At 62.7% G+C, this 12,687-nt stretch carries 11 protein-coding genes; 6 read left to right on the forward strand and 5 right to left on the reverse strand.

The features are described from left to right. Nucleotides 1-3: 3 nt before the first annotated feature. Nucleotides 4-2,307 (reverse strand): efflux RND transporter permease subunit, encoded by a 2,304-nt coding sequence (locus tag CXQ89_RS10965; RefSeq protein ID WP_104161238.1) that lies wholly within the window; start codon nt 2,305-2,307, stop codon nt 4-6. 135 nt (nt 2,308-2,442) lie between these two features. On the opposite strand from CXQ89_RS10965, the gene CXQ89_RS10970 reads away from it, so the two are divergent. After that, nucleotides 2,443-2,925, forward strand: coding sequence for a VOC family protein (locus CXQ89_RS10970; protein ID WP_104161239.1), 483 nt, complete (start codon nt 2,443-2,445; stop codon nt 2,923-2,925). A gap of 14 nt (nt 2,926-2,939) precedes the next feature. Here CXQ89_RS10970 and CXQ89_RS10975 read toward each other — a convergent pair whose 3' ends face one another. Continuing rightward, nucleotides 2,940-3,737, reverse strand: a complete 798-nt coding sequence (locus tag CXQ89_RS10975) for an SOS response-associated peptidase (protein ID WP_104161240.1) — start codon at nt 3,735-3,737, stop codon at nt 2,940-2,942. A 105-nt stretch (nt 3,738-3,842) separates the two neighbouring features. Here CXQ89_RS10975 and CXQ89_RS10980 point away from each other — a divergent pair, with 105 nt between their 5' ends. The 5 genes from CXQ89_RS10980 (at nt 3,843) to CXQ89_RS11000 (ending at nt 8,542) form a co-directional block, all read left to right on the forward strand. After that, nucleotides 3,843-4,115, forward strand: coding sequence for a mycoredoxin (locus CXQ89_RS10980; protein WP_104053998.1), 273 nt, complete (start codon nt 3,843-3,845; stop codon nt 4,113-4,115). 351 nt (nt 4,116-4,466) lie between these two features. Then, nucleotides 4,467-5,552, forward strand: coding sequence for an S-(hydroxymethyl)mycothiol dehydrogenase (locus CXQ89_RS10985; protein WP_104053997.1), 1,086 nt, complete (start codon nt 4,467-4,469; stop codon nt 5,550-5,552). Continuing rightward, complete coding sequence (locus tag CXQ89_RS10990) at nt 5,553-6,200, forward strand: MBL fold metallo-hydrolase (protein ID WP_104161241.1); 648 nt, start codon at nt 5,553-5,555, stop codon at nt 6,198-6,200. Between the two features lie 114 nt (nt 6,201-6,314). Then, nucleotides 6,315-6,935: a hypothetical protein gene (locus CXQ89_RS10995; protein WP_104161242.1), complete on the forward strand. Its 621-nt coding sequence runs from the start codon at nt 6,315-6,317 to the stop codon at nt 6,933-6,935. A 266-nt stretch (nt 6,936-7,201) separates the two neighbouring features. Next, nucleotides 7,202-8,542, forward strand: coding sequence for an APC family permease (locus CXQ89_RS11000; RefSeq protein ID WP_104161243.1), 1,341 nt, complete (start codon nt 7,202-7,204; stop codon nt 8,540-8,542). A 108-nt stretch (nt 8,543-8,650) separates the two neighbouring features. Here CXQ89_RS11000 and CXQ89_RS11005 read toward each other — a convergent pair whose 3' ends face one another. From CXQ89_RS11005 to CXQ89_RS11015, 3 genes are all read right to left on the reverse strand, one after another. Then, complete coding sequence (locus CXQ89_RS11005; protein ID WP_104053993.1) at nt 8,651-9,925, reverse strand: MFS transporter; 1,275 nt, start codon at nt 9,923-9,925, stop codon at nt 8,651-8,653. Then, nucleotides 9,922-11,136 (reverse strand): acetylornithine deacetylase, encoded by a 1,215-nt coding sequence (gene argE / locus CXQ89_RS11010; RefSeq protein ID WP_104053992.1) that lies wholly within the window; start codon nt 11,134-11,136, stop codon nt 9,922-9,924. Before argE ends, CXQ89_RS11005 begins: the two co-directional genes overlap by 4 nt. 607 nt (nt 11,137-11,743) lie before the next feature. Next, a complete protein-coding gene (locus tag CXQ89_RS11015; protein WP_146067227.1) occupies nt 11,744-12,559 on the reverse strand; it encodes an alpha/beta fold hydrolase in 816 nt (271 codons plus the stop codon). Nucleotides 12,560-12,687 lie beyond the last annotated feature (128 nt).

Here is a 12,687-nt window from a genome sequence, read left to right on the forward strand (position 1 = left end):
AGATTAGCTGGCTGGGGCTCCCGGGTTCTCCGGAGGCCACTGTCCGGCGGACCCGGCATGACCGGGAACTGCCTTCCTGTGATGTCCCGGTGCCACCCGGGAGAGTTTGGAAGGCCACCAGATTCTGCGCCCGATGTCGTAGGACAGGGCGGGTACCAGCAGCGAACGCACCACCAGGGTGTCCAGCAGGACCCCGAAGGCGACAATAAAGGCCAGCTGTGCCAGGAAGAGCACCGGGATCACGCCCAGGGCGGCGAAGGTCGCCGCCAGGACAATGCCGGCACTGGTAATGACGCTGCCGGTAATCAGCAGCCCGCGGACCACTCCTTCCCTGGTGCCGTGAATGATGCTCTCTTCCCGGACGCGGGTCATCAGGAAGATGTTGTAGTCCACGCCCAGAGCCACGAGGAAGATAAAGCCGAACAGCGGAACGGCCGGATCTGCCCCCGGGAAGCGGAAGACGTGGTTGAACACCAGGGCGGAGACGCCCATGGTCGCTCCGAAGGACAGCAGGACCGTCAGGATCAGCAGGAACGGGGCCAGCAGCGCCCGCAGCAGGAGCATCAGCAGGAACAGGATCACCACCAGGACCACCGGAATGATCAGGTTCCGGTCATGGGCGGCCGCCGCGTTGGTGTCGATGGTCGTGGCCGTCACCCCGCCCACCAGGACATCGCCGATCCCGGCCACTTTATCCCTCATGGCGGTTACCGCCTGTTCGGCGGCATCGGACTCCGCGGCATCCTTCAGCGTGGCCTCCAGCAGGACTTTCCCGTCCACCACCTTGGGCGCACCTGAGGTTCCCGGGACGGGCGAGGCCTGTACGCCGTCGGCCGTCACCGGAAGCGTTCCGGCCGGGGTGCCCGTAGCATCCACGGCCAGGGCATCCACGCCCTGAACCTCCAGGACTGCACGGGCCACGGTGTCCAGTTCCCCTTCCGGAGCCACAATCAGCGCCGGACTGCCCGAGCCGGAGGGAAAGTGCTCGCCCAGGACCTGCTGGCCTTCCTTGGTGGCGGTTTGCCCCAGCACAAAATCGCTCTGCGGCACCCCGGAAGCCCGCAGCTGCAGCAGGCCTGACGCCGCAATCAGGAGCACCAGCGTGGGAATCACCCACGTACGGCGCGGATGAGCCTTGACGGTCCGGGCCACGCGCGGCCAGAACCCTTTGGGAGAGTTCCCGTCCCGGTCCGGATGCTCGGACCCGAAGGCGGGCCGGCGCGGCCAGAAGGCCGCCCTCCCGGTCAACATCAGCAGTGCCGGCAGCAGCGTCATGGCTGCCAGGAACGCAAAGCCGATGCCGATGGCAGCCACCGGGCCCAACGCCTTATTTGAGTTCAGGTCGCTAAGCAGCAGACAGAGCAGGCCGGCCGTTACCGTAGCCGCAGACGCCAGCACCGGCTCGAAGGTTCCCTTCAGTGCCGCCTTGGTAGCGTCCCACCGGCCCTCATGGTCCCGCAGGGATTCCCGGTACCGGGAGACATAGAGCAGGGAATAATCCGTGGCGGCGCCGATGCCCAGGATGAACAGGATTCCCTGCACCTGGCCGTTCAGGGTGAGCGTTCCGGCTTTGGCCAGATAGAAGACCACCAGGATCGCAGCTGACAGGGCAAGGATGGAGGTCAGCAGGACCAGGAACGGCAGCAGCGGTGAACGGTAGACCACTACGAGGATCACCAGCACCGCCAGCGCCGCCACCAGCACCAGCGACGTGTCAATGCCGCCGAAGGCCTCGGTGATATCCGCCAGCTGTCCGGCCGGTCCGGTGACGTAGCTGTCCAGGCCCGGCGGGATGCCCCCGCGCACCACGCTGCTCAGGTCCTCAACGGTGGCCGAGGCGCTGTCATTGTCCTGCACCGGAACAAAGATTTCCGCTGCCTTGCCGTCGGTGGAGAACTGCGGCGGGGAGACTCCGCCGGCCACGCCGCTCACCTTTGAAAGCTCCGACGCCCGATCGGTAATGAAAGTCCGGTCCGCGCCGGTCAGGCCGCCGTCGTTCACATAGACGACGACGGCGGGAATCGCATCGCTGTCCGTGAACTTCTTCTGCAGCTCAGCCACCTGGGTGGATGCCGAACTGGCGGGCAGATACGACGTTTGGTTGTTGTCGGCCACTTCGCTGATCTTGCCGAAGTAGGGGCCGCCAATGCCTCCGACCCCGAACCAGACCACAATCAGCACCACCGGAATCAGGAAGCGGGCCCACCCGGTGCGTTTCCGCGTCCGGTTCGCCGATGCCTTATCGTCTGCGCCATCCGGCTCGTGACTTCCGGCCGGGCGACGTGGTGGTGGAGAATTCCGTGCCATAAACCCATGACAGCCTCGCACCCCGGCATGGTCAACGCTTCCGGGTGCCCTGAGCCCTTCCGGCCCGCAGATCGCCCGGAAAGTCACACACGTAAGACACAAACTTTTCGGGCAGGCAGTGGCAAGATCAGGAGGGTGAAACCTTCTTTGTCCGTGATCACCGCAGGCGTGCGGGATCTCGAGGTAACCTACGCGTTTTATTCTTCCCGGCTTGGCTGGGAGGCGGTCCAGCACGTCCCTGAAGAGGTCATCTTTTATCAGGTGGGCCCGGGGCTGCTGCTGGCGTTCTTCCGGCGGGACCATCTGGCAGCCGAAGCCGGTCCCATGGGTGAGGCGGCCGCCGCTCCCGTCACCTTGGGCCACAACGTGGGTTCAGCGGCGGAAGTGGACGCAGTCCTGGCCGAAGCTGCTGCAGCCGGAGGGTCGGTCACGGCACCGGGAACCCAGATGAGCTGGGGCGGCTACTCCGGTTACTTCACCGATCCAGACGGCTACCGCTGGGAAGTGTGCCACAACCCGGGCCTGCGCATCGAGGCGAACGGCCACGTCACTCTCGAGGTCATCGACCCCATTGACACCGATCCGGCGCAGGTTGCCCTCTCCGATCTGACCGGCTAGAGCAATCTGACCGGCTAGAACAGGGCCGGCTCAGTCGCTTCAGGGGCGGGGGCAGCGAGCAGCTCCGGCCCGTCGTTGCGGATGCTTCCCACCGCCGGTCCCACTTCCCGCAGTGTCCAGCGTGCGGCCTCACCGTGCGCCTGTGCAACAATCCGGTGAACCAGTGCCGCCGCGTCCGGCGCAGCCGGATCCAGCCACGCGGGCATGGACTGCCGGGAAAGCGGAACCGGCATACGGTCGTGCAGCTTCCCCAGTTCCGCGAGCACGTCCGGCTGCCCGGCGCTGCGGATCTCTGCCGGATCCGGAGCGGCAGCAGTGAGGATGGACGTCGAGAGCAGCCAGCTGCCCGGCTCGCCGGGTGCTTTCGCCGGGTCGCGCCACCATTCGTAGAGTCCGGCAAAAAAGGTCAGCGCCCCGTCCGCACGCTGCACATAATAGGGTCGCTTGGTTTTTCCGGGCCCGGTTTTCCACTCGTAATAGCCCTGCACCGGCACCGCGCAGCGGCGCGAGACAACGGCATCGCGGAAGGTCGGCTTCTCCAGCACCGTTTCGCTGCGCGCGTTGAAGGCGCGCACCCCGGCCGAAGCGTCCTTCGCCCAGCCCGGCACCAGTCCCCACCGCGCCACATGCACCTGGCGCACCCGGCGGCGCCCCTGCTGCCGCTCGCCGACAAACCGTTCCAGCACCACCGGCACGTCCGACGTCGGCGCCACGTTCCAGGACGAGCGCAGCTCCAGGAACGCATCGGCCTCGGCCTCGGCCTCAGCGACCAGGTCCGCCGTCGTCTTCGCCATTACGTAACGTCCGCACATGTTTCCAGTCTGCCAGTCCGTCCGGCCGCCCGCGGGAATTGAACAAGCGCCCCCGAGGTTGTACGGTGCAGTCCCCTGTTCCCGCGCACACAAAAGGAGCCTTTCATGGCCGCCACAGCAGAAGCATTCACCCCCGACGCCGGTTCCATCACTATGTTCTCCACTTCCTGGTGCGGTTACTGCCGCCGCCTGAAGTCCCAGCTGGACGCAGCGGGCATCGGCTACAACGAGGTGAACATTGAGAACGTGGACGGCACCGCCGAACTCGTGGCAGAAATCAACGGCGGCAACCAGACCGTGCCCACAGTGATCTTCCCGGACGGCTCATCGGCCACCAACCCGTCCGCCGCAGAGGTCAAGGCCCGCCTGGGCGTCTAGTCCTCCCGGGGCCAAAACGTCGCCCAGCCGGTCCGTAGTACAGGTAATGGGGCCAAAAGCGGCATTTATGCCCGTTACCTGTACAACGGAGTGCGGCAAACCCCGTTACCTGTACAACGAATTCCGGCAAACCCCGCGGCGCCAGTTCTCAATACGCAGGCCCGGCGGCCGCTTTCGCGGTAAGGTCACCGGTTATGTGATTCAAGTGCCGGGACCCGGCCGCAGGGTCTGTCCTTCTTCACTGATTCATTCACTCACGTCAACTTCGCGCACATCCGTCCCGCTTCATAGGATGGATGCGGAGCGCCGGACATCGGCGTCCCGCCCGGACACCCCCGAGAGGCAGCACTCATGGTTCATAAGGTTCAGGCCGTAGTCGTCAAGGAAAAGAACGCCCCCGTTTCACTGGAGACCATTCTGGTTCCGGATCCCGGCCCCGGAGAAGCCCTGGTGGACATCCTCACCTGCGGCGTCTGCCATACCGACCTGCATTACAAGCAGGGCGCTATCAACGACGATTACCCGTTCCTGCTCGGCCACGAAGCCACCGGCGTGGTTTCCGCCGTCGGCCCCGACGTCACCGAGGTTGCCCCCGGTGACCGCGTGGTCCTGAACTGGCGTGCCGTCTGCGGTGAGTGCCGGGCCTGCCGCAAAGGCGAGCCGCAGTACTGCTTCAACACCCATAACGCCACCCAGAAGATGACCCTGGAGGACGGCACCGAGCTCACCGCTGCCCTGGGCATCGGCGCCTTCGCGGAGAAGACCCTCGTGGCCGCCGGCCAGTGCACCAAGGTGGACGACGACGTCGACGCCGCAGCGGTGGGCCTGCTCGGCTGCGGCATCATGGCCGGCATCGGCGCCGCCATCAACACCGGAGAGGTCAAGCGCGGCGAGTCCGTAGCCGTGATCGGCTGCGGCGGCGTGGGCATTGCCGCTGTTGCCGGGGCACAGCTGGCCGGAGCCACCACCATCATCGCGGTGGACATTGACGCGAAGAAGCTGGAACTGGCCAAGGCCCAGGGCGCCACACACGTCATCAACTCCAAGGAAGAAGACCCGGTCGAGGCCATCCGCGCCCTCACCGGAGGCAACGGCGCAGACGTGGTGATTGACGCCGTCGGCCGCCCCGAAACCTACAAGCAGGCGTTCTACGCACGCGACCTCGCCGGACGCGTTGTCCTGGTGGGCGTGCCCAACCCGGAAATGAAAATCGAACTGCCGCTGGCAGACGTCTTTGGCCGCGGCGGATCACTGAAGTCCTCCTGGTACGGCGACTGCCTGCCCTCGCGCGACTTCCCGATGCTGGTGGAGCAGTACAAGCTGGGCCGCCTGGACCTGGACGCCTTTGTGTCCGAGCGCATCGGCCTGAAAGACATCGAGGAAGCCTTCACCAAGATGCACGACGGTAAGGTCCTGCGTTCGGTGGTGGTCCTCTAGATGGGCGCGAACATCGACAAGGTTGTCACCTCCGGCACCTTCTCGCTGGACGGCGGCACCTGGGACGTGGACAACAACGTGTGGATCGTCGGTGACGACGCGCAGGTGATCATCATTGACCCGGCCCACGACGTCGACGCCGTGGCTGCCGCCGTCGGCGACCGCGAGGTCCAGGGGATCCTGCTCACGCACGGACACGATGACCACATCCGCGCCGTGGGCGAGGCACGGGACCGCTTCAGCGCTCCCGTGTTCCTGCACGCTGCGGACCGGATGCTCTGGGACGCCGTGTTCCCGGATGAGGGACCCGACGACGACATCGAGGACGGCGACATCTTCGAGGTGGCCGGCATTACCCTGCAGGCCATCCACACGCCGGGGCACTCCCCCGGCTCCGTGTGCTTCCTGCTGGCTGCCGATGCACCCGGCGACGGTTCACCGGTGGTGTTCAGCGGTGACACGCTGTTCAGCGGCGGCCCCGGAGCCACGGGGCGCTCCTACAGCGACTTCCCCACCATCATCAAGTCCATCCGCGAACGCCTCCTGACCCTGCCGTCGGAGACCCGGGTGCTGACCGGTCACGGCGACTCCACCACCATCGGTGCGGAGGCACCGCACCTGGAGGAATGGATCGCCCGCGGGCACTAACCTGCTGTTCTGCGGGGCTGGTGTTTCCTTCCGAGGAGGCATCAGCCCCGGCGCGCGGAAGCAGCGGTCCCGTGCCTGGCCCGTATCGCCCGCTGCACCGTTTAGGCTCATCAAGTGAACAGCTCCAAAGGTGCCGCGAGTCCGGGCGGATCCAGCCCCGGCACCAAGAACCCCACAGCACCACAGCACACGGAAGGCTTCCTGATCAGGAAATTGCGCCGGCTGCCAAGCTGGGGCCTCTTCCTCCTCATCGCAGTTCTCTACACGGTTGTCCTGCTCGGCATGGACTACCTCACAGGAGAGATCCTGGAACCGGGGCGCATCGCCTTCACTGCTGTCACGGGCATTGCCCTCAGCGCCTTCATCCTCTGGTTTGTGAAATGGCAGCGGGCGCGAGAGCGCCGGAAGCCTGCGGGCTGGCCCACGGCCACCAACTTCCGGACAGCCCTGTCCTCCGGCGAACTTCCGGAAGGTGCAAGGGCGGAGCAATGGCTTCCGGAACTGACAAAGGCAATTCGGCACGAGCGCCTTATGGCCTGGCTCGGAATGCTCGTGTTCATTGGTTTCGCCGGGTTAGGTGTTTTTCTCATTATCGACAACCCTGACCATCCGTGGTTCTGGGTGGCTGCCACGGTGTTCTTCACCGTGGCGGCAGCCTGGTACCCGATATGGACTCCCCGCCGCCGGAAGAAAATGCAGAACCTCATCGCGCAGCTCCCTGATCAGGAGGCGTAGTGTCAGGACGCAGAACTATCCACTCGTGCGGATGACACGGGCAGGGTTGCCGACGGCGACGATGTTGGATCGGCGGGGATACTGTGCGCCTCCGGGTCGCCTGCAACGCCCGCTCGGTAGTAGGCGTCAGCCAGCTCCGGCGCGGACGAACAACACAAGGGTAAGAACGGCTTGAATTAGTCCGCCCCCTACCAGCGCTAACTACCCACATTCTGAATTTCGGCCAAGTAGTTGCCATCGGGCGGCAAGCGGACTCCAATAGTCCAATGACGAAAGATACCGGCACAGCCACCTCCAAAGCACCAACCGGGCTGAAGCGGGCAATTGGTGCGCCGCTGCTGTTCGCGTTTATTGTGGGCGACACCCTCGGCGCCGGCATTTACACCCTGGTGGGTACCATGGCCGCCGATGTCGGCGGCGCGATCTGGATACCCCTGCTGATTGCGCTGGTCGTTGCTCTGCTCACCGCCGCGACGTACGCGGAGCTGATCACCAAATATCCCCACGCCGGCGGTGCCGCGCGTTACGCCGACCGGGCTTTCGGCATCCCCTATGTGTCATTCCTCGTCGGCTTCCTGATGATGGCCTCAGGAATCACCACAGCCGCTGCCCTTGCTAACGCTTTCGCGGGCGATTATTTGACAGCGATCATCGATGTTCCGGCCGCCCCCGCGGCAATCGTGTTCATCATCCTGCTGACCCTGATCAACCTTCGCGGCGTCCGGGAGTCCCTCGGGGCGAACCTCGTCGCCTCCATCATCGAGGTAACCGGTCTCGTCATCGTCATCGTTGTCGCCGCCATCGTCTTCACCTCCGGCAACGGAGACCCGTCCCGCCTCCTTGAGTTCGCACCGGACGTACCGCCCCTCCAAGGCGCCTTCGCCGCATCGATCGTCGCCTTCTTCTCTTTCCTCGGTTTCGAGGCCGCAGCCAACATGGCCGAGGAAGTACGCAACCCGTCCAAGGCCTACCCCCGCGCCTTGTTCGGCGCCATCAGCACCGCCGGGGTCGTCTATCTCCTCATCGCCGTCGGGGCGGTCATCGTCCTGCCGCCGGCTGATCTGGCCGAATCCACCGGACCTCTGCTCGATGTTGTCTCCGCCAGCGGCGTCGGAATCCCGCCGGGAGTCTTCAGCATTATCGCTCTGATCGCCATTTCCAACGGTGCGCTGCTGTTCATGGTGATGGCCAGCCGTGTCGGCTACGGATTAGCCGAAGCCGAGCTGCTCCCCCGTGCCTTCAGCCGCGTGCTGCCCGGCCGCCGCACTCCCTGGGTCTCCATCGTGGTCATTGCCGGTTTGACGATCGTCCTTACCCTCACCGGAAATGTCGCCACTTTGGCGGAAACCACGGTGCTGCTCCTGCTCCTGGTGTTCCTTTCTGCCAACGTCAGCGTCCTCGTCCTCAAAAAGGACAAGGTCGACCACGACCACTTCACCGCCCCCCGCATCCTGCCGGTCCTCGCGATCATTGCGAGCATCGCACTCCTCACGCAGCAATCCGCGACCATCTGGCTCAGCGCCGCCGTGTATGTAGTGATCGGTTCCCTGTTGTTCCTCGCGGCCCGGGCCGGACGCAAACACCAGGAGCGAGTGGACGCCCGCTGAGCTGCAGCGTCATAGCTTTGTAACCCCATGGCAAAGGCCCCGTGTCTCTGCTAATTGGCAGAGAGACGGGGCCTTCCGGGGGATTGGAAGTGAACCAATCGTTGAGGCTTAGGGCCGGCCGTAACGTGTTCTCACGAAGTACAAGCCAACGAGGGAAATCACCGCGATGGCCATGTAGTAAAACCCCGGTGCGCTCAACGACCCGGTGACACTCAACAGCCAGGTCAGCACCAGCGGTGCAATACCCCCCAGCAACGTCACACCAACGTTATAGGTGACTGCCAGCCCGGTTCCCCGAATCGCTGCCGGGAACATCGAGGAGAGCAAGGCAGGAAGCGGTCCAAAGTAGAACGCCATGATCACGCCGAGTATGCCGATAACCATGACAAGTGTTGGCACCGTTGGATTGGTGACCAAGAGCTGGAAAAGCGGCCAAGCCAGGAGCAGCGCACCGATTGCCGCATAAGTCATCACCTTTGCGGGTCCCACCCGGTCCGCGAGGTGACCAACAAACGGCACGCCCACGAGGGTAACAATGCCGGCAACCACGCCGCCGAGGTATGCCGCAGTTGCCGGGATTTCCAGGTTTGTCACGGCAAATGTGGGCATGTAGAGAATCATGTAAACGGAGATTGTCGCCACACCAATGACAGCTGAACCGGCAAGCAGGCGCCCATAATGGTTCACGATCAAGGTCTTGACCGGAGAAGATTCCTTTTCACTGTGAATGAAATCCTCGGTCTCCGAAAGCCTGGCGCGGATGTAGAGTCCCACCGGACCAATAAGCAGGCCGACGAAAAACGGCACACGCCAGCCCCAGCTGTTCAGCGCCTCTTCGGAGAGTCCTTCAGTCAGCGCGAAGCCAAAGGCTGAGGCCAGCAGCATTGAGGCGCCCTGGCTTGCCACCTGCCAAGACGAATAAAACGCTTTCTTGTGCGGTGCCGTCTCGATCAGAAATGCAGTTGCAGTGCCAAATTCGCCGCCTGCGGAGAAACCCTGGATGAGGCGTGAGAGTAGGATAATTACCCCGCCCCACATGCCAACCTGGGCGTAGGTGGGCGCCACTGCCATGATCAACGTGCCGACCATCATCAGCAGCAGGGTCAGTGAGAGTGCACTCTTGCGCCCCTTGCGGTCCGCGTAACTACCGAGCACCAGGCCGCCCAGAGGGCGGATCAGGTAGGAAATCGCAAAAGTGGCAAAGGTGAGAATCAGTGCGAACACCGGGTCCGAATCCGGGAAGAAGTTCTTGGCAATGACGGTTGCAAAGGTTGCGTAGACGATGATGTCGAACCATTCAAGGGCGGCACCAATCGAGCTGCTGATCACCGCCTTCTTAGCATCTTTGAATTGCTTCGGAGTTATCGTTGACGCTGCGCTCATGAGAGGCTCCCGGTGGGCGTGGGCTGAGGGTTGGCAGACTGTGCGGTGAGTGCTTCCACAAGGTTGTCGATGAATGATTCGCACGCGGCAATCTGCTCCAGTGCGATGAATTCGTCAGGTGCATGAGCCTGGGCAATGTCGCCGGGGCCGCAAACTACCGTGGGAATGCCCGCATTCGAGAACAGTCCCGCCTCGGTACCGTAGGTCACCTTATCCGGGCTTGGCGTTCCACCCAGTTCGGATGCCAGGGAGACTATGGAGTCCTCCTCGGGAGTATCAAGCCCCGGTGTCTGGGCCAGCACCGTGAAATCAACGCGGGCTTTTGGGTTCCGCTCCTTCATGAGCGCCTCAATGCGCAGCGCTTCGGCACGGAATTCTTCAATGAGTTCCACCGGGTCATCATCCGCAATGGAACGGAATTCAAAGTGAAGCGTGCATGCTGCCGGTATGGTGTTTACCGCGATACCGCCCTGAATTTGGTTCACAGTGGCAGTGGTGTAGGGGACAATGAAGGCTTCATCAGACGCACCGGCACCGGCGAACTTCTCAGCCTTGGCATCAACAAAGGCCGCAAAATCGGCGGCGGCAGCAATCGCATTGACTCCCTGCGGGGTCAGTGAGGAATGTGCTGCAATACCGTGAAAATCCACCTTGATGACATTGACCGATTTGTGCCCCCGCACCACGCGCATCGAGGTTGGCTCCCCCACAATGGCACCGCGCGGCTTCAGACCCTCGGCCGTGATGGCCTCTACCAGGCCAACCGCACCGATGCAGCCAACTTCCTCATCGTAGGAGAAGGCCAGATGGATGGGTTCGCTGAGTTCGGCAGCAACGATGGAGTCGAGTTTGGCCATCACCACGCCAACAAAGGATTTCATGTCACAGGCGCCGCGGGCATAAAGCTTGCCATCACGTATTTCAGGGGTGAAAGGGTCAGAGCCCCAGTCCTGTCCGTCGACGGGCACAACATCGGTGTGTCCGGAAAGCACAATGCCACCGGTCCGTGTGCCGTCGCCCGCAGGAATGGTGGCGAGCAAATTTGCCTTCTGACCGGTTGCATCGTGAACCAGCTTGGATTCGATGCCCAGGGCTTTGAGGCGCTCACCCACATACTCGATCAGCGGAAGGTTGCTGTCCCGGCTGACTGTCTCAAAATTGATCAGCCTGGTAATTTCCTCAAGCGTTGCATCGCTCGGTGTTGGTGACATGTTTTACTCCCGGTCTTCATCGAGACAACTGCTGAGGTCCCGCATTATCAGCGGACTGACAGTCGAGAGTCTGTCACTGTGGGCCATCCTTGTCACACTAATTCGGGCTCGGCCGTCATATTCTCATTGCGCGGCACGCGACTTCACTTATTCTGTCTAACAGTTCATGTGAGGAAGGTTGGTGACCAGGCACGTAGTTTTGGTCGGTCGGCCTTGGATTCCTATCTTTCTCGGGGTTGTCACCTTGGTTATCGGAATCACTGGACTCGTGGTCACCACGATGCAGCCGGCGTCCGAGGTAAGGATCGTTAGTTTGAAGAAGCGTGATAGGTCCGAATCTTAGTAACCATCGCAGTAGTCAACGCAACAGCCTCAAGAATGGCAGGTAGACCGCGGCATACCGTTCTTCCGAGAACGTCCCACTCCGCGTCGGGAGAGAGCAACGATTCGAGATCTGTTGCGTCGATGCTTGCGAGGGCAACAGCGAAGCGGCGGGTGATCTCGTGGCGAGGTGCGTTGCCGCAGTTGGGTTCGCTGTGTACTCGGATTGTCATGGGACGAATCTTGGTTTTCCGGGTGGGCGGGTGTCAACCAGCTGCCCACCCCTTCAAAGGCCCTGTTCGCCGGCCTGTTCCAGGAGCCATGTCTCGACATCTGGCCATGCAACCTGCAACTCACCGTTGAGGCCCTCGTGGTCGTACCCTGGATACTGCTTCCACGGGACACCCCGCCGACTCAAACCGTCGGCCAACTCATCATGAGGCAGGACCATCCCGACAGCATCATGATCCTGGTCGCCCCAGAAGCAATAGAGCGGACTGGGAGCACTATCAATCAGGGAATTCGGGGCTAGGCTGGCGAGCTCACGGTAGAAAATGGCACCCGCCACAGGATCGAACCTGTGATCAATCTGCGCCCAGAGGGACTCGTCCTGCTCCATTTCCGCCATCTGCACATCAACGTCGCGGGAAGTGATTCCGTAGTCTCCAAGCAGGGGGAAACCACCCGCGGCAACGGCCACTACAGACCCATGCTCGGCTAACCGCTGTGCCAGCCAAGGGCCGAATGCACCAGTGAACGAATAACCGAAAAACAGGAAGCGTGGAAACCCCAGGTTTAGAGCCACTTGGCGCAAGTCGCTGGCCCAGCGGTCAGGATTGTATGGTCCACGAGTTCGCGTGCTGGCTCCGAAGTCGCGGGGCGAGGCAATGATGACGGTGAATCGACGCGCCATCAGTTCCACCAACTCGGGAAACCACGTGTAGTTACATTCCGGTGCAAGCAAGGCAGGACCGGAACCCGTGACCCTGAACGCTATCTTTGCCCCGTCAATATCCATGAAATCCATGTGAGTGACTGTAGACAACCAGGAGGCAGAAATCTTCGGGGCACGCATGTTGAGCTTGGCGTCGCGATTGCTCAAGGCAGAAGAATAATCCTGCATTCCCCGGCCGGAGTCATAGATGACCCCGGGACCACCAGCACGTTCTACCACCTCCCTGAATTGGAGAAGTGCCACGGAACTCTGGACGACCTCATAACAATGATCCT

Source organism: Arthrobacter sp. ZGTC212, assembly GCF_002929255.1.
Lineage (GTDB): Bacteria > Actinomycetota > Actinomycetes > Actinomycetales > Micrococcaceae > Arthrobacter_B > Arthrobacter_B sunyaminii.